Origin of the sequence: Paenibacillus eucommiae (genome assembly GCF_017874215.1) — a bacterium.
GTDB classification, from domain to species: domain Bacteria; phylum Bacillota; class Bacilli; order Paenibacillales; family NBRC-103111; genus Paenibacillus_AI; species Paenibacillus_AI eucommiae.
On the sequence record NZ_JAGGLB010000047.1, the window covers coordinates 1 to 17919 of the forward strand.

Sequence of the window (17919 nt, forward strand, 5' to 3'; positions counted from 1 at the left end):
CAATGTGTTAGTCCTAACAACATTGTAACCTATGTGTGAACAAATTGGAGCTGTCTTACGTTCATCATAACTCTCTTTAGCTACAATCGCACGAACACCCGCTCAAACGGACAGCCAGCAAGGGTTTCTTACTCGGTTGGAGGAGATTTCCCCGCGGATCAAGGCGCTTGGGATGAAGAACGCCCTCTGCCTGAGCTCGCAACTAAGAAAGACCTGCTACTTTAACGATGTTTTTCATCATTAAAAGCACCAGATCCGCTCCCCATCCTTACTTTAACGATGAAAAACATCATTAAAATCACTTTTCACGCCCCCCAGTGGCCATTCGGCCTCTTTTAACGATGAAAATCATCGTTAACGTAACGGATTGACCTGAAACGCTTACTTTAACGATGAAAAACATCGCTAAGTGGTTGAATCTCACGTTGGTTGTAGCTCACTCTCAGATCCGGGCGCGCTCTCCTTCTACAAAGCGGATTCACTTTGGCTTATTGTCGCTATTCGCTTCCGATACTCATCCGGATATTGGCCAAAATGTGCCTTAAATACACGACAGAAATATTTGGATTCCCTAAACCCTACCCGTTCGGAAATTTCATAAATTCGCAAATCAGGGTCATCCTTCATCAGGCTAACCGCCTTCACCATGCGGACGCCCTTCAGGTATTGGATAAAATTCTCTCCCGTTTCTTCTTTGAAGATGGAGCAAAAGTATTCTTTGCTGATCTGAAACTGATTCGCTATACTATCCAAACCAAAATTCTCGAAATAATGATGTTCGATCCACTCCTTGGACATATCCACGATTCGTTTTCTTCGACTTGTTCCCTGGATAGAGCCGCTTTTCATTTGCTCGATTAATTGCAGGTTAGCAAGGATATCTACATTTCCTCTTTGAGCATCCAGACTCTCTTTGATTTTACCCAAAACATCGCAAATATGCGATATATTAATCGGCTTTAGCATATATTCCGTTACACCGTATGAAATCGCTTGCTGGGCATATTTAAAATCGGCATGGCCGCTAAGGATGATGGATTTCATCTTTGGATACTTGGAATAAACGGTCTCCATCACCTCTATTCCGGACAGAATTGGCATTTGAATATCCAGAAGCAGAATATCAATTTCATTCTTGGACAAATAATCAAGCACCTTACGTCCGTTATCCACCAGCTCTGCAACACATAGATCCATGGATTTCCAAGGGATAAAGGTTTTTAGTCCCTCTCTGATGTTCAGCTCATCGTCCGCTATCAATACTTTGTACATAAGTATCACCCGCCATCAATGGAAGTAGGATCTTTACTACCGTTCCTTTACCTTCTTTGCTTTCAATAGTCATCTCCGCTTCTTCCCCATAAAACCAACGCATTCGTTCAAATATATTCCTTAATCCGATCCCCTTGTTATCTATTTGATGTGTTCCTTCAATGACCTTCCGAACCAATTCAAGCCGTTCCTTATCCATCCCTACGCCCTCGTCGGTGACCTGAATGCTTAAGCGGCCATCCACTAAATGAATCGATATATAGATCAACCCCTTGTTTTCCAATTTCTCGATACCATGGGCAATAGCGTTTTCCAGCAGCGGCTGCAAAATAAATTTAATAATTTTCATTTTTTTCGTTTCGTCCGACACATTCCATTGTATATCAATTTTATCGCCATACCTGACCCTTTGTATATTCAAATACATGTCCAAAAAAAGCAATTCCTCTTCGATATCGACGATTTGTTTGTCCGTCTTTGCGCTGTTTCTTAGCATGTCTGACAAGCTCTGTATGGTCTGGCTGACCCGATTCTCTCCCCCGCTCAAACCCATTGCTAACCAGCGGATATTGTCCAATGTGTTATATAGGAAATGGGGATTGATTTGCGAATAAAGCAGCCTGATTTTCGTATCTTGCAGGATCAGCTTTTGTGAATACATATTATTCAGCAGCAATTCTTTATCCTCAAGAATGTCATTGAAGCTTTGAAAAATATAGCCAACCTCATCCTTCCGAAACTTTATGCCCGAGGCTATCCCTAGCGGCTTTTGCAAGCCATTATTGTTCTGTCTAATCTCTCTTAGCAACCGGTTAATGGGCCTGTAGAAAAAACGTTGAATCAGTGAAATCAGAACCAGGGAAACAGCTATTAAAGCAATAAGTATATAAGTGAATACGTTCCTGACTGCATGCTGATTTGGTCTAATCAACGCTTGGTACGGTGTTACCGAGATGAATTCCCAGTTATTATACAAAGTCTGTGTTTTTGTAATTAAATATTCCTTGTGGTCATGCTTCACCTTCTTTCCCTGGCGATCAGCTGCTTCGGTAAATTCGTGTGGAATGTTTTGGCCTACTTCAGAGTTAACGGTTGAAGAGAGAATCACCCCGTTTGCATCAACCAAATGGATCTTCGATCCTTCCGCGAAACGGGTATTTTCAAAAATACTGGTCACTGTGGTGTCAGCCAAATTGATGACCATAACTCCGAGCGTAGGACCTAATACGATATCCCGAATAGGAACGATAACGGAATAGGTATTATGCTGGCTTGGACCACCAGTGAATTGTTTAAAGTATCTGCCGTCATCTTTGGCGAATATTAGCTTGTTCTGCAATACATTATTTTCAGGGTCAAACATAAAGCGTGTATATTCAGAAACCCTTGAATTCTCAATGGCGGTCAAAGCGCCTTCCGCAGACGAAATGACATATTGTTTTCTAAAGTCCAAAATAAATACCGAATATATGGATATGTTTAAGGTGCGAAATGCAGAAATTTGGTTCCGTATCCAACTGACGTCATAGGAATTTTTATCATCCAACGAATAATCATTCCTCAAAAATTCCCATAAATCCTTGTTTGTTGTTAAAACTAGCATGTTTTTATACATATTTGTTACCAAATCATCAAACTGATCCGAGATATGATCCATAGAAGTAATAATAAAATCGCTGGATTTTTGCTCCATATTATTTTGCGATACTTTGTACATATAGTAAATAGTCGGGCCAGAGGTAAAAAGAATAGTCATAACCAAGAAAACAATGAACCGGGTTTGGAGAGAACGATACATGCTGATTTTCATATGCACCGTCCCTCCGAATATTTGGAAAATAAGATACTTCAAATATAATCAATTTGTCCGAAGACCTCAATGATTTATTTTATTTATTTATCCCTTAATCGAGCCCAGCATCATGCCTTTGACAAAATAATTTTACAAGAATGGATAAACCGCCACGATCGGAGTTACCGAAATCACAACAATCGCTAATTTAATAGAATAAGGTGTAACGGTTTGTGCCGCTTTATTGGTACCCAGCATCAAGCCGAATTTACTGATCATGTCAGTTTCATTCATTACTTTCTGAAGTAAGCTTTGCAGCGGGAGCAAGTATTGCTTCTTAACAAAAAACAAACCTGTAAACCAGTCATTCCAATAATTTACGGCGGCGAATAACCCGATCGTTGCATATACCAGCTTTGAGAGAGGTACCATTACACGAATAAAAATATGCATAAAAGAGGCGCCTTCTGAAGCGTCGATAAACCCTTCTAGAAAGGCTTGTTGAACTAACGCTTCTTGCGATTGCTGGAATACTTCGGAATGATGAAGCTTTTGAATAAGCCGTGTATACGAAGAATGACTGGGTTTCCGATCAGATTCAGTAAAGCCACAGTCCGTGCTAAATTCTACACTTCTTTTCAAACGTTTCCTAAGGTCTTTAATGGTTGGAATACGTACCACAATTCGAATAAACAGCGATTGCAGCATAGCTGTATAATTGAGCCGAGTGGGCGCACCTAAGAATGCCTTTTTAGATACAGCAAGTAAGAATGGATTCATGTCCAAGGTTTCAAACAAATATCCATACGTATTCTTGGGCGACATTTTTAATAAGTCTTCCAAGGAAAACAGACGCGGCGTCGGCCTTCTGCTATTACCGCACTCCGGCCGCGTCGCGAGCGAAATGGAAGTACTCCCTTTCTCCACGTACTTCGAAATAACCGTTTTTGTCAATCTTTCGTCTTTCATATTCCCCGACAGTCAATTCCATTCATGTTCCATATCAATCGATGTTCGTTTACTTGATGGATTGCCGGAGTTGAGACAAAATGATTGCTCTTGTTTTTCCAAGTCGGAGTCTTGGGAACTTCTAGCCGGAAAAATTGAAATCTCAGCATATAGCGATCGATTGCCGACAAATTGGCGGTTGCCGTATGCCAGAGGTCGTAAGCAATCAGCGCCATGGTCCCGGCTTTCCCGGTCACCTTCAGCATCAGTTCGGATTCATTTCCGGGTAAATCATAATAATTATGTGTCCCCGGTATTATAGCAGAAGGTCCCATATCTTCGGTAACATCTTGGGTATAATAGAAGATGATGACAGACCAAGGATGATGATTCCGGATTTTTTCGTTAAACCAATAATTGTCTTTATGCCATTCTACATTTCCTGTTCCCGCTTTGGTCAGGTGACCATGCCGATGTGCACTCATCATATATTCAGGTGGTCAATGCCCCTGCTACAATAGGATGTTCAAAGAAACGTCCAATTTCCGGAATTATCATTGCCTCTGACATATCATCATTCCTCCCCAAATAATAATAACGTATCGAAATTTGACATTGAGTGACTTATGGATAGGGTCTTAAATGTTGAGCTCCGCGATCACCGTGACCGGAGCACTGTCTATTTGTTCGATAAAGAGCGGCAACGCGAATATTCGCTCTAATCGGGCTGGATCGATAGCATCCAAATTCAAATCTTCAATGATGCAAATGTAGTGACTGTGAAACATGCCCAGCAAATATTGATGAGCTAGACATCCGTCTTCGCCGTGAGCGTAAGAAGCCAATGAAATCCAATCCATACCGATGGCGTTGAGATTAGGGCACCTGTCCATAATATATTGGCATGCCTGAGAGCTGATCCCTACTCCCTCCGAGGCATACCTTATCTTGTCACTCTCGCGAAATTTGGAAAAACCGCTGCGGATGAACAAACTGTCCGCTCGCTGCAATTCATCTTCATAAGGAAGCAGATCCTCCACTCGCACCAATTCCGAAAACGATTTGGGAATGTCCAGCAAGAGCGGATGTTCCATGATGAACGTGCTGAGCGGCATCTCTGCGAGGCGCGGACCCTTCTCGTTAAAGTGCTTTGGACCATCCATATGCGATCCGAAATGGTTTAATAACGTTATCTTATATTGATTGGCAACGTCTCCCCGTGCGATTTGCGTGTATGGCTCGATATCGATCGAGTAGCTACCCGGCCAGCCTGGGTCGGATTTGGCCAAATCATAGGACAAGCGTACATACTTCAATTTCTTATCCCCTCCGATATTTATTTATTTCAAATTATGTAAACTATCAATCACACACCTTGCAATCTACCAACTGCTCCATCCACCGTCTACAACCAAATTATGTCCAGTGACATACTTGGACGCTGATGAAGCGAGATAGACGACTGCGCCCTTAATATCGTCATCATCGGCGAATCTGCCGAGCGGTGTTCGCTCGATATAGTTACGGCGAAACACTTCAGACCCTGCATTCGGTTCGATCCAAGAGGGGCTGTACCCGCCTGGACTTATGCAATTTACCCGCACATTATATTTACCATAATAGTTCGCAAGCCATCTCGTCATACCGATCATACCCCATTTGGTATAGGTGTACTCGATACCGCTTGTCATCCCGCTATCACCATACACAGGAAAATGCGGGCCATTAATGCCTTGAATGGAGGATATATTGATGATGTTGCCTGTTTGCCGCTCCCGCATCGTTTGCACGACAGCCTTGGAGAGCAGCATCGTACCTAAACCGTTCACTTGCTCCGCCTGTTGCCAGCCTTCCGCAGTCGTCTGTTCGATATTGTTCAAGCCATCGCGGGACACAGCGTTGTTGACCAAAATGTCAATGCAACCCATACGATCCAATGTTTGTTCTACAAATTCGTGGATACTCGACTCATCTGCCAGATTTAACGCAATCGCAACTGCCTGGCAGCCGTTCAAACGCAACGATTCCGCTTGTTCCTCACAACGATCAATGTCGCGCGATGCAACAACAACCTTTGCCCCTGCTTGCCCAAGCGCTTCACAAATTTGCCCGCCAAACATACCGGCTCCTCCCGTTACGATGGCGACTTTACCATCTAAACGAAACAGATTCAAGACATTCATCTTACGCCTCCATCTTTATTTGCGAACGAGATATAAACGCCGCCGTCTCGAAGTCGTCGGTGTTTAGAAAGATTAGCAGACAAAATCGATACCGGAACGGCCACCGCGATCCTCCGCTGATTGAAGAAAGATTGACAATCGATCCATGATTGTTCTTGTTCAATAATGGAAGGGCATGTTTGGTTACCAACGAGGTTCCGATCACGTTGACATCCACGATTTGCTTCCAATCCTCCGATGTCGCTTCGACACCTTTAAAAACAAATACGGCCGCATTGTTTACCAGGATATCCAGACCGCCAGATTGCTCCTGAATTTTTGCGAAAACTGCTTGCACCTGTGCCTCGTCCGTAATATCGATTTGTGCAAAATACACCTGATGTTCAGTGTGGTTTTGAATCCTGGCAGCGGTATCCTTGCCGTCTTCATCACGGTCCAATAACCAAACCGTAACACCTTCCTCACTTAATCGGTGGGCTATGGCTTCCCCCAGCCCTTGTGCTCCTCCAGTCACAACAGCGACTTTGCTGAGCAATCCTCTCATCGATTATCCTCCCTGCTCATATATGATTCTTGGACGGCACTACTATTTACGATGTGCTTCGGCCTTTCTCCGCTGAACAACCTGCAGATTTCCATTGCCGCAAATTGTTGCAGACGTATGATTGAATCTTCCGAGTACCAAGCACAGTGACTGGTAATGAGACATTGGCTTAATTGCAATAATGGATGTTCGGGTGAGATAGGTTCCTCTTCCAACACATCGAGTGCAGCGCCAGCAATCTGGTTTGTTTTTAATGCGACTTCCAACGCTTCCGCATCCACCACTCCACCTCTGGACGTATTGACCAGGACGGCGGATTCCTTCATCTTGGAGAATGCTTCCCTGTTCAACAGATGTCTTGTCTGCTCGGTTAGCGGCAAATGGATCGATAAGATGTCGCTAGTTGCCAACAACTGCTCCCATTCGACTCGGCGAACATTCCATTCAGTGAACACTTCCTTCGGCGCATAGCGATCATATGCTATTACATTCAAGTTGAATGCTTGCGCCCGTTGAGCAACAGCCCTTGCAATATTGCCGAGTCCCGCTAATCCGAGCGTTTTACCGCTGAGTCCCATAATCGGACGAAAGGGGGCGTTCTCCCACTGTCCTCGGCGAACTTGAGCTACGACAGCAGGTATCTTACGAACAGCAGCGAGCAACAAGGACATGGTATGATCGGCAACTTCCTGAATACCATAGTCCGGAATATTAACAACAAGTATGCCTGCCTCCGAGGCTGCGTCGATATCTACCGTATCGACTCCGATTCCATATCGCACAATAATCCTGCAATTTCTCAAGTGCCGGATCACATCGGAAGTAATCGGTGCAAATTGCGTCAAGATCGCATCGGCATTCTGGCACAATTCGATAACGTCAGTAGCTGTCTTGCATTGTCCTGTAATGATGCGAAAACCAAGAGGTTCCAAAACCCGTTTTTCTTGATCCAAATTAGAAAAAGTAAAGTCGGTTACCGCCGCTAAATACTGTTTCATCATAACTCAATCCCGGAATAGCCCCCGCGTTGCGATTCTGCTGCTACCCGAGCGATCGATAACCTCTGCACTTCTCCTTCTGATCCTTCAAGGCAGAACATCAAGTAACTGAAGCCTCCGATATCTGACTTGACCTCAATAGTCTGCGTTTCCGTTCCATCACTTAAGCGTACTTCATTTTTGTTCATATCCCAAGAGATATCCCACTCTTCCCACTGATTAGAGGATCCGTATACCGCCAATCGGACACAGTCCTTCAATACGATTTCTCTAATTCTCTTTATCTCTTCATCGTTCCCGGTAAAATGATACTCATCCAGATAGGTTTCACTTAGGATCAATGATGCGCCTGTCAAATTTTTCCCGGACTTCATCTTTATCTTTAAGCTGCCTGCACTGCCGTATGGAAAATTAATGCTGGCGACTGCCGTCTCGTCCACTCCCGCTGACATTTGCAGCATGTTCTTATCCGGTGAGGAAGGATCCGAACGGTACGTGCCTGTTGTTACATGTTTTCCAACTGTTGACCAGGCTTGCAAGCCATTGCTGAATTCCTCGACAATCGTTTTTTCCTTGAGGAATGCTGAGGAGAAACTGATCAACTTGGCGTTAGGATCATTAAAGGTTGCTCCTTCCTTACTCTCAATACTGTAATACTTCACTAACAATTCATCGTCGTGCAAAACAATCGGGAACGCGTAACAATTTAATACCCCAGGGGGATCATCCTGCCTTCTTCCAATAATTTCACGGTAACCATTCCAGGTCGTACCGCCATCTTCCGATATAGCGGCATGCAAAACCTGCCTGGCATAACTGATTCCTTCGATGTATCTATAACCAAGACAATGGTTCCATATTTTAACGATATCGCCATTGCCCAATCTCACTAACGATGTGGGAGCGTTCGAGGAACGGAATAGCGTCGGCCGAGCCGGTCCCCAAGAAGCTCCACCGTCAATGGAGATGGCATAATAAAACCGACCTAATGTGGTTCTAATCAGCATAAGAATGTGCGCTCGATTAAGCTCAATAACCACCGGTTCCATGGCGCCCGATTCACTATGTGATTCCCCATCCGAAATCCCTACATCATTGGAGGCTTTCCAAGTAACCCCTTCATCATCGGAGTATATAGTGCTGCACACAAAACCGAGCGTGTTTTGGGGGACCGTCGAAATCGGTATTACAATTCTACCGCTTGCCAATTGCAAGGAGCTGTTCATCCCACCATTGTAACGGTCCAAGCATTCAACCTTCTGAGTGATTGCATTTGTACCATGAATATCATCCACTCGGGTATGCAAAGTATCCCCAATGAAACTGTTGGTCTTTACGTTCAATTCCTTGATTCTAAATGAGAATACATGCAAAAAACCTGCACGGCTTTGGAGAAAATGCTGTCCGCTAATATAGCCCGCTTGTTGGGGAAATGCAATTAGCATGCGCGGGTCGCTCCACATCCGACCATTATCCAACGATTGCCTTCCCATCACGTAATGCGAACATACTGCTTGGTCCAATTCACTTAGATTTTTCTTCGTTATACATACTAACGTGAATAAACTACCGTCATTTAATCGAATGACATGACTAAGATTATGACCGCTATCCTCATAAAGAAGTTGAGCCACTTTGGAATTAATCGATGATGTAGTCATTTTGACAACTCCCCTATTCAACTTATTTGATAACACAAATGTCTCATTCACATTGTGCCCTTATAACAAGCCCAATGTCCGAAAAAAATCATTCAGCTTTCCCATTTGTTCGTCTGTTAAACTATTATACGGCAGTCTTCTCCACCGTTCGGCCACGCCGAACAACTCCATTGAAGCATGAATGACCGCATCGAAGTCGGCTCCGATCGTTCCGACAAAGTCCATAAATGGAATGTCATACATATTGATGACCGCTATAGCTTCGTCTTGATTCCCAGCCTGCACAGCTGACCAATACCTGTGGGCAATTTCCGGCTTGAACCGCATGTAGATCGACAGATAAGCATCGACTCCATAAAGCAACGCATCCATATGATTTTCTTTGCGGCCCCCGGACAAAAATAACCATTGCCCTTTCACCATGCTTGCCAGCCTGCGTCCATAGGCGCCGCATATGTCGTCCTTGACGGCTACGATATTGGCTTTTCGCTCCAGCAACGTCTTGACAACGGACAGCGGAACACTGACCCCGGGCCCCAATGCAGTGACAAGCATAACCGGCATTACATTGGCAACTTGTGCAAAGTGCTCGACTAGTGTATCAGCCGTGCAGGAGTTTGCCCAATTCGGAGGTAGCGGCATATACATGTCGACGCCAATCTCCTTGCAATACTTCGCGAAGCGGACCGACTCGCCCGTCCACCAGTTTCCCGCAGCGACAACCAGCTTGCGTCCCGCGTTCTGTTCCACAACGACCCGGGTCACTTCGGTGATTTCGCTGTCCGTCAAGATGCTGTACAAGCTATCCCCCCATGTAAGAAGAAGCGTGCCGCTATTGGCCGCAATGACAAATTCAACAATATTGCGCAGCGCCGGATAATCGATGCTGCCATCCCGCTTGAAGGGGGTACTAATCGATGCGATCGGCCCGGATAGAAGTTGCCTGACCCTGGAATTATCCTTCATGTTGGTGAATCATCCTTCTCTCATTTCATATTCTTTGAAGTTTATTCGCTAATACTTACTAGCGCCATCAGCCTTTCAGCGAACCAGTCAAAACGCCTTTCACAAAGTGCTTCTGCAGAAAAGGATAGACGCACACAATTGGCAGTGTCGTCACGATAATCATCGCCCCTTTCAAGCTCTGCGGTGTCGGTTTCGTTGCCAAGTCTACCATAATATCAACATTCAAATCTTGGCTCGTCATCGTCAGCACGATTTTACGCAGAAGTACCTGAACAGGAAATTTGTTCGCGTCGGAAATATAAATGACCGCATCAAACCAAGCGTTCCAATGGCCCACAGCATAGAAAAGTCCGATCGTTGCAAAGGTCGGGAGGCTGAGCGGCACGACGATATGCGTTAAAATTTTAATTGGCGAAGCCCCATCGATTGTGGCGGCTTCCTCCAATCCTTCCGGTAATTGCGAGAAGAAATTTTTCATAATCAGCATATTCCAAGCGCTTATTAAACCAGGAATAATCATCACCCAGAACGAATTGGTCAGATGCAAATATTTCATCAGCAAATAACTGGGAATCAACCCGCCGTGAAACAGCATCGTAATAAATACGAATGTAATGAGCATATTTCTCCCGGGCAACTGTTTGCGCGACAAGCCATAAGCAATCATCGCTGTGAATATGAGGTTGAGTGTTGTACCGATGACTACCCGGGCAATCGTAACTCCATATGCGTTATATAGAATCGACCCTTGCGAGAGTAAAACCTCATAAGCGGTAAAATCGAATTTTTGCGGGACGAGAATGAAGCTCCCCCTGCGTATCAGTTCCGCTTCGCTGACCATTGAAGTCGATAAGACGACAAGAAAGGGGAGAATAAATAACAATGCCAGAACGGTCAGCAGGGTGTAATTCGCTACCTGAAAAACCGTTTCTCCCGTTAAACCTTTTGCCCGATTCAAATGCAACCCCCCTACCAAATTCCTTCCTGATCGAGCTTCTTCGCCATATAGTTCGCGCTCAAGATCAGTACGACGGCAATGACCGATTTGAACAACTCAATCGCCGCAGCGAATGAATACTGCATTTCGACCAAACCTTTGCGATATACATAAGTATCGATAATATCGGCTACTTCATATACAGGAGGGGAATACAGCAGAAAGACTTGTTCGAATCCGGCATTCATGATGCCGCCGATCGATAAGATAAACAAAATCACGACGATATGTCTGATTCCTGGCAACGTGATATGCCATATTTGTCTCATCCGGTTTGCTCCATCCACGCGGGCCGCTTCGTATAGTTGCGAATCGACTCCGGTGATGGCTGCCAAATAAATAATCGTGCCCCACCCGATCTCTTTCCATATGCCGGTAACGACAAGGACCGACCTGAAATAGTCCGTGCTGCTCAAAAACATAATCGGTTGAAAACCCAGCTTCTGCAGCAAGTTGTTGACGAATCCGCCATCCGTTGTAAGCAGCGTCGTCGCCAGCCCGGCGACAACAACCATCGATAGAAAATGTGGCAAATAAGAGATCGTCTGCACAGTTCGTTTGAACATGATACTGCCCACTTCATTCATCAGTAAAGCCAGTACAATTGGTGCAGGAAATCCGAATATGAGCCGGTAAAAACTAATGATCAACGTATTGCCGATAATATCCCAAAAGTAATACGAACCGATAAAGTTCCTGATATGCTTCAATCCGACCCATTCGGCGGAGAAAATGCCTTGCAACCCGTCAAAAGGCGCGATGTCTTTAAAGGCGATGATGATGCCGTACATCGGCGTATAGTGGAAAATAAGAAAATAAAGGACGCCAGGGAAAATAAGCGCATAATACAGCTTGTTCTTTCTGAACAATGTTACCGTTCGAGCGTGCATGGGAAGATCATCTCCACTTCTGGCCAAGTCAAGGCTGCCCAATGTTGCTGCCGACGACAGCAACGATGCGCTGAAAACCTTATTTCGCAGCCTGGTATTCGGCTGTGTACGCTTCAATCCATTTGTCCAGCCCGGCTTTGTTCAACTCCTGGAGGAAATTATCATATTCGGCAATTGGCCTTGCCCCCATAATAAACTTGATCGTCTCCTGCTCAATCATCCGCGTGATGTCGTTAAGCGTGGGCACTTTCCCCGCAATAACTTTCGCATCGAATTTGTAATCGACATTGTAAAGGGCGGGTTTCTTCGTGTTTGTTGTGTTCGTAATTTGATTGGCATAATAATCGAACACACTGGTAAGATCGGGATTGTTAGTTCGGAATTGAACAGTATAAGCATAAGTTCCGGCTGTGATTAAATCACCCAAATAATCGCGATTCAGCTGTTCATAAATCCCCTTCTGCTTGTCAACCCATCTCCAATGTTTCCCCTCGATACCGAAATAGGCGAGCATATAGTTATCGAGGCTGCTATGCAGCCAGTTTATATATTTCATCGCCCCTTCCGGGTTTTTGGCATTTTTGTTGATCATATATCCGGTTCTGGTCACACCAGACATCGACATGATGTTGCCTTTCGGACCACGCAACTGATCGGCCACAACATAATTGGCGTCAGGAGCGTTTTTCCGCAACGGGGCCAGATTCCCGAGCGTTCGCGAATGCCATTGGGCACTGCCTGCAACCCGGTTTTGCTTGATTAGTTCAATGACTTGTTCGGTATTTGTGGAGAATGACTCCTTGTATATATATCCTTTTTGATACCAGTCTGCCATTTTCACCAGAAATTCTTTGTATCCGGGGGCCAACACAGGTGGCTTCACTTTGCCGTCCGCATCGACCCAATTGCCGTAGCCGAAATCCAGCCAGCCAGCAGCGAGTGAATTATTTAGTTCATCGAGACTCGTAAGCAGCGGGATCGTCTGGCCGTTCCCCGCCGGATCTTTTTCCTTGAACGCTTTCAATATTTGTTCCAGCTCGTCAATCGTTTTGGGCATTTGCAAATTTAATTCTTTCAACCAATCATCACGCAACAGGACTGCATTGCCTGCCAAAGGCGGAACTTCGGGAATTGCCCATATTTTCCCATCCTCCGTCGCCATCGCTTCCCAACCGCCGGCCCAGTCATTCGGCCATAGCTTTTTGGAGTTTTGTCCATATTTGTCTAACAAATCATTAAGCGGCATCGCAGCGCCCATCGTTTGGTGAACGGTCATACTGCCTTTGAAGATGTCGAGCGGCTCATTGGAAGCAAGCAAAATATTTAATTTATCGTCTTCCGATCCCTTCGGCGGAATAATGGATATGATCTCGATGCCGATCTTGTCGATGATGACTTTTCGCACTTCTTCGATCGCTTCCGGCTTACTTGTGTCTGTCGTTGCCGTTAGATTGCCAAGGTTGGAATACAAGTACACCTTTTCAACCTTTTTGGGTGCTACGCTTGGGGCTTGGCTGCTGTTTCCTGTAGCTGCCGGGGTGCTGCTGGACGAGCTTGTCGATTTATTCGACGAACAGCCCAGAGCGGCAACAGCTAACAAACTAATGATCAATGCGGCAGTAAGCCATTTTTTCATGTTCTAACATACCCCTCTAATGTTTCGATGTAATGGAGCGCTTTCAATATCAGCTTCTTGACAATCATGCCGGCCGGCGGATTGAAGTCTGATACTCATATTGTAGCCCCCTGTGAAGATATACGAAATCAGCAAAGTCATGATATGGATAGTGATTTTATTGAACACATCATAATAGTGACACTTTTACTCTCTTGTAGTATTCTTCGTTTCATGCATTTTCCGGTACTCTCCCGGAGTCACGCCCGTCACTTCCTTGAACACCCTGATGAAATAATTGGTTGTATGATACCCGATGCGCTGACCGATCTCCTTAATCATCAGATTCGTCTCGATCAGTAGCTTCTTCGCATATTCGACCCGTGCCGCCATCGCATAATCGGAGAACGATTGTCCCGTATGCTCCTTGAAGATGCGGCTCAGATAGGAAGGGCTTAACTGCAGTTGTTCAGCGACTGACGCGAGTGAGATGTTGTCATGAAATTCCTTGGTCAACAGGTGAATCGCTTGCTGAACGTACTTGTTGTTTTTATCGACAAAGGCTTTTCCGATATAAGTGGTCAGTTGAACGATAATGTCGTCGAACCATATCCGAATATCCTCCACCTCGTCCTTGCGCAGCAACGCATCATACAAATTCGTTTGTCGCTGCAATACTTTATTAATGTCGAGCCGAAGCCCGCTTGCCGACTCCATCAAACTGCCAAGCAGACGAATAAATGCTTGCTGCACTTGGCGAAAATCCACTTTATGATGCTGCGCTTTTATATCTTTGACCATTTCGGCAAGCATATGCTTTGCTTGCTCCGCTTCACCGTTCACAACATAACTGTTTAACGCGATTTCTTTATCTCTCGGATAGTCCAGCACGGGTATGTCCTTCAGTCTGGCATCTTCGATATAAATGACATCCATGTCCCCGGACACGATTCGATAGCGGAGCGCTTCCTTGGCCTGTTCGAACACCTTGGGTAAGTCTCTTAATTGATGACAATACCCCCCAATGCCAATGGTGCCGTTAATGCCTGGCAATGTCTTGATATCCTGAACGATGCGGTCGGCTAATCCGAACATGGCCGTTAACTGACTAGGATCGCAGTTGATGATCACAACAAAAAGCTCATCGATCAACTCGGTTACAATACGATTATTTCCGGCAGGGATGTTGGCATCGATGATGTCTGCAATACGCAGCTTGTTGAGATGAATGCGCTCGACATCCATTACTTCCCGTTCTTTCACCGAAACGACCATCAGCAACAGACCTTCGAGTTCGATTCGCACATTCAGCATACGCATCCGTTCGGCAATCTCTTCGCGGCTGAGGGTATTATTACGCAGCAACGAGTGAATGAACATCTTCTTATAGGCCGGCAAGCTTTCTTGCAGCCGCGCTTGTAAATTCGTCCGTTCCTCGAACGCTTCCTGCAAGCTGCTATGAATCAGCTTCAATTCACCGATCGAGCGATTGCGCTGCGGATATTCGCCCGTATCATCGTTGTTACGTTTGATAAAGGAGAGCAGATGGAAAATGGGATTATAGATGTTTCTTGACGTGACAAATACGAGCAGCGCTGTCGCCGCGATCAACAATACGGCAGTAAATGTAATCAATTTCTTAATTTTGGTTACGCTTACGTAAAGATCGTCGATGGCAATAGCGCTAATAAATGTCCAGCCCAACAGCTCTGAGTTCATCTGGGTAACAAAGCTCCGATTGCCGGAAAGTTCCACTTCATAAGAATGTTGTGCACCTTCTTTGATGTTCCTCTGCAGAACCGGGTGTTTGCTTATTGTTACGTTTATTTCGTTGCCACGATCATTGAACATGAGCTGTCCGCTTTCGGATAATACAAAAACGGTATGGTTGCCATCGCGAAAAAATTTCTGAAAAATATCGCTGCAGAGCTTTTCCACATCCAGATTGACTGCGATGTAATTATTCGTCGTAGGCGTCGGATAAATGACGGATATCACCTGTTTGAAATTGCCCTCTTTTTGCCGGGCTTCACGGATTTCACTGATTGCCGGATAGACATGGATTCCTTCCGTACTCAGGCTCCAGTCATTATCATGGAACGAATCTTTCTTATACTGCATTCCCCCGGTTAAAACGATGTTTTTGGCATTGTCGTAAAAATAAACCGATTGAATGAATTCATTCGAATTCCTCAGCACATCCAAATACCACTGTGCCTTCGATTTGCTGTTCAAATACATATGAAGATTACGCAAATCGTCCGTGTTGTAATCACCGGTAAGCGACTCGTAGTAACTTCCCAGCGTAAAAATTTCAAACTCCTTGATCGTCCCGTCCAGAACCGTCTGCTGAAAACTGTTGGTGATCTGTCTAATGATCAGTTCCATCGCATTGGCCGTTTGTTTCAAGTACGCCTCATTGGTTGTTTGCAATTCTTTCTGCATCACTTGCGTGGTGTTGCGGTACAAGATAAAACTGATTATTAATATGGGCAGCAGGGCGACAAGCGAGGTGTAAATAAGTAATTTAAAGTAAAAGTTCCTTTTCATAACAAAACCGAACAACTTGTTTAGAATTGTCCCCCCCCCCTTTGTCAATAAGCTCAGCATGAATAATTGGGAATAGACCCCATTCAATCATTTCCTAATACCCGTAACGATACGAAGACGCATTGCTCGACCCGAATGTGGACGCTGTAACCTATCCAAGACAGTGCTGCTGCATGCGTAGCAAGCCATTAGCGCAATGAAAGCCGGCAAGCATGTTTTGTCTGAGGTTTAGGCTGCCCATACATTGGAGGATTGCTGGGAACTCGTAGAAACCGTAGAACAGACGGGTATGACTAATATGATGGCCGAAAATTTCTGCTATAGCAGAACGAATATAATGGTCAGGCATATGGTAGAGACAGGAGCATTCGGAGAGCTGACCCATGCAGAATGCGGTTATGGACACGACGTTCGCAACTCAACTCATGATTCAAATGGCAATTTGCTTTGGAGAGGAAAGCTGCTGCAGCACTATAATGGCAACAATTATCCTCCCCATTCTTTGGAGCCGGTGTCACAGTGGCTGGGCATCAATCGCAGCGATTCCTTTGATTACATCATGACAATCGTATCCAAGACAGCTTACCAGAGCGGCTATTTCAATGAAATATTCGGGCCCTCTCATCCCGGGGCACAGCCTGATTATTGGAAACAGGGGATTCCTGCCTCTCTTTGATTCGTACAAAACAAGGGATTACGATCTATTTGCGTAATGACTTTTCTTCTCCACGTCCTTGCAATTACTTAAATTACGAGCTGCAAGGAACGAAGGGGGCGTTTGAAGACGAAAGCTATTACAGGCTTCAATGTTTCTTGCATAATTCCTTTTCTCCAATATTCCTTTGCTAAATCAAACCCGATTTCAGCTGGATAAGGCGTGACCCAAAATCACATAAAGTAATGATCCGGCCAAAAAAGGTCAATAGTCCGATAGGATCAACCCAAACTGGAGAAGGCATCGAAGAGGCTAGTCACTGGTGCAGCTAAACATACCATCTAAATTTCTCGTAATGTCATAATGACATGCGATATCAAAGGTATCTAATCCTCTGTAAATAATTTGGAAAAGAGGATCTACTTCCGGTAGATTTCGGAAAAGTTCACGGCACGTAGCGATATCCGTCGTTTTGATGCCTGTGTAACGGCCCTATATGCCAACCAAACTTCTAATCATAAGCAAATCTGCTTTTTTTATTTTTTCTGCAAGAGGTCTTAAGTCGGAATCAAACACTTTTTCTCCGAATGTCTTAGGGATATCAAGAAGCAATGGCTGATTATAGATAAAGGTATCCAAAGGAAGTTCGGAAAGCCGCGGTCCCTTATCATTAAAATGTTTTGCGCCATCCATATGAGAACCAAAATGATTATGAAGCGTTATGATATATTGATTCGCAACTTCACCTTTCGAGATCAAGGTCGAGGGTTCCGTTTTCATCTTAAAGTTACCCGGCCAACCAGGATCATGCTCAGATAGCGGATAAGACAGTATTTCAAACATCTATA

General features: G+C 44.8%; 16 protein-coding genes and 1 pseudogene. 1 reads left to right on the forward strand and 16 read right to left on the reverse strand.

The window, feature by feature from the left end:
- Positions 1–465: 465 nt before the first annotated feature.
- The 14 genes and pseudogenes from J2Z66_RS38130 to J2Z66_RS38195 all read right to left on the reverse strand — a co-directional run bounded on the left by J2Z66_RS38130 (position 466) and on the right by J2Z66_RS38195 (position 16416).
- Positions 466–1272, reverse strand: coding sequence for a response regulator transcription factor (locus J2Z66_RS38130; RefSeq protein ID WP_209978545.1), 807 nt, complete (start codon positions 1270–1272; stop codon positions 466–468).
- Complete coding sequence (locus J2Z66_RS38135) at positions 1244–3082, reverse strand: sensor histidine kinase (protein WP_209978547.1); 1839 nt, start codon at positions 3080–3082, stop codon at positions 1244–1246. The genes J2Z66_RS38130 and J2Z66_RS38135 overlap by 29 nt, the downstream gene beginning before the upstream one ends.
- Before the next feature lie 456 nt (positions 3083–3538).
- A pseudogene (locus J2Z66_RS43205) lies at positions 3539–3889 on the reverse strand (transposase); the annotation flags it as partial.
- 140 nt (positions 3890–4029) lie between these two features.
- Complete coding sequence (locus tag J2Z66_RS38145) at positions 4030–4500, reverse strand: phytanoyl-CoA dioxygenase family protein (RefSeq protein WP_209978553.1); 471 nt, start codon at positions 4498–4500, stop codon at positions 4030–4032.
- Positions 4501–4650: 150 nt separating this feature from the next.
- A complete protein-coding gene (locus tag J2Z66_RS38150; protein ID WP_209978555.1) occupies positions 4651–5328 on the reverse strand; it encodes a cyclase family protein in 678 nt (225 codons plus the stop codon).
- 66 nt (positions 5329–5394) lie between these two features.
- Positions 5395–6195, reverse strand: coding sequence for an SDR family NAD(P)-dependent oxidoreductase (locus tag J2Z66_RS38155; RefSeq protein ID WP_209978557.1), 801 nt, complete (start codon positions 6193–6195; stop codon positions 5395–5397).
- 1 nt (position 6196) lies between these two features.
- On the reverse strand, positions 6197–6739 hold the full coding sequence (locus J2Z66_RS38160; RefSeq protein ID WP_209978560.1) for an SDR family NAD(P)-dependent oxidoreductase: 543 nt from the start codon (positions 6737–6739) through the stop codon (positions 6197–6199).
- Positions 6736–7740, reverse strand: a complete 1005-nt coding sequence (locus J2Z66_RS38165) for a C-terminal binding protein (protein WP_209978562.1) — start codon at positions 7738–7740, stop codon at positions 6736–6738. Before J2Z66_RS38165 ends, J2Z66_RS38160 begins: the two co-directional genes overlap by 4 nt.
- Complete coding sequence (locus J2Z66_RS38170; RefSeq protein ID WP_209978563.1) at positions 7737–9398, reverse strand: sialidase family protein; 1662 nt, start codon at positions 9396–9398, stop codon at positions 7737–7739. The genes J2Z66_RS38165 and J2Z66_RS38170 overlap by 4 nt, the downstream gene beginning before the upstream one ends.
- A gap of 60 nt (positions 9399–9458) precedes the next feature.
- Positions 9459–10364 (reverse strand): dihydrodipicolinate synthase family protein, encoded by a 906-nt coding sequence (locus tag J2Z66_RS38175; protein WP_209978565.1) that lies wholly within the window; start codon positions 10362–10364, stop codon positions 9459–9461.
- Between the two features lie 67 nt (positions 10365–10431).
- A complete protein-coding gene (locus J2Z66_RS38180; RefSeq protein WP_209978567.1) occupies positions 10432–11322 on the reverse strand; it encodes a carbohydrate ABC transporter permease in 891 nt (296 codons plus the stop codon).
- A gap of 11 nt (positions 11323–11333) precedes the next feature.
- Positions 11334–12368, reverse strand: a complete 1035-nt coding sequence (locus J2Z66_RS38185; protein WP_245376154.1) for an ABC transporter permease — start codon at positions 12366–12368, stop codon at positions 11334–11336.
- Entirely contained in the window at positions 12331–13887 is a 1557-nt protein-coding gene (locus J2Z66_RS38190; protein WP_209978569.1) for an extracellular solute-binding protein, read from the reverse strand. Before J2Z66_RS38190 ends, J2Z66_RS38185 begins: the two co-directional genes overlap by 38 nt.
- A gap of 186 nt (positions 13888–14073) precedes the next feature.
- On the reverse strand, positions 14074–16416 hold the full coding sequence (locus J2Z66_RS38195) for an AraC family transcriptional regulator (protein WP_209978571.1): 2343 nt from the start codon (positions 16414–16416) through the stop codon (positions 14074–14076).
- A 244-nt stretch (positions 16417–16660) separates the two neighbouring features.
- On the opposite strand from J2Z66_RS38195, the gene J2Z66_RS38200 reads away from it, so the two are divergent.
- Positions 16661–17092 carry a Gfo/Idh/MocA family oxidoreductase gene (locus tag J2Z66_RS38200; RefSeq protein WP_209978574.1) on the forward strand — a complete coding sequence of 144 codons (432 nt, stop codon included), beginning with the start codon at positions 16661–16663 and terminating at the stop codon, positions 17090–17092.
- A gap of 68 nt (positions 17093–17160) precedes the next feature.
- Here J2Z66_RS38200 and J2Z66_RS43210 read toward each other — a convergent pair whose 3' ends face one another.
- Both J2Z66_RS43210 and J2Z66_RS38210 read right to left on the reverse strand, forming a co-directional pair.
- Positions 17161–17277: a GNAT family N-acetyltransferase gene (locus J2Z66_RS43210; RefSeq protein WP_209978655.1), complete on the reverse strand. Its 117-nt coding sequence runs from the start codon at positions 17275–17277 to the stop codon at positions 17161–17163.
- Between the two features lie 286 nt (positions 17278–17563).
- The gene (locus tag J2Z66_RS38210) at positions 17564–17914 is read right to left on the reverse strand and encodes a cyclase family protein (RefSeq protein ID WP_209978576.1); all 351 of its coding nucleotides are present in this window, start codon (positions 17912–17914) and stop codon (positions 17564–17566) included.
- Between the last annotated feature and the right edge of the window lie 5 nt (positions 17915–17919).

Coding starts and splice junctions, on each gene's coding strand:
- J2Z66_RS38130 (WP_209978545.1), bottom strand. CDS start 1,272: ATGTACAAAGTATTGATAGCGGACGATGAGCTGAACATCAGAGAGGGA.
- J2Z66_RS38135 (WP_209978547.1), bottom strand. CDS start 3,082: ATGAAAATCAGCATGTATCGTTCTCTCCAAACCCGGTTCATTGTTTTC.
- J2Z66_RS38145 (WP_209978553.1), bottom strand. CDS start 4,500: ATGATGAGTGCACATCGGCATGGTCACCTGACCAAAGCGGGAACAGGA.
- J2Z66_RS38155 (WP_209978557.1), bottom strand. CDS start 6,195: ATGAATGTCTTGAATCTGTTTCGTTTAGATGGTAAAGTCGCCATCGTA.
- J2Z66_RS38160 (WP_209978560.1), bottom strand. CDS start 6,739: ATGAGAGGATTGCTCAGCAAAGTCGCTGTTGTGACTGGAGGAGCACAA.
- J2Z66_RS38165 (WP_209978562.1), bottom strand. CDS start 7,740: ATGATGAAACAGTATTTAGCGGCGGTAACCGACTTTACTTTTTCTAAT.
- J2Z66_RS38170 (WP_209978563.1), bottom strand. CDS start 9,398: ATGACTACATCATCGATTAATTCCAAAGTGGCTCAACTTCTTTATGAG.
- J2Z66_RS38175 (WP_209978565.1), bottom strand. CDS start 10,364: ATGAAGGATAATTCCAGGGTCAGGCAACTTCTATCCGGGCCGATCGCA.
- J2Z66_RS38190 (WP_209978569.1), bottom strand. CDS start 13,887: ATGAAAAAATGGCTTACTGCCGCATTGATCATTAGTTTGTTAGCTGTT.
- J2Z66_RS38195 (WP_209978571.1), bottom strand. CDS start 16,416: ATGAAAAGGAACTTTTACTTTAAATTACTTATTTACACCTCGCTTGTC.
- J2Z66_RS38210 (WP_209978576.1), bottom strand. CDS start 17,914: ATGTTTGAAATACTGTCTTATCCGCTATCTGAGCATGATCCTGGTTGG.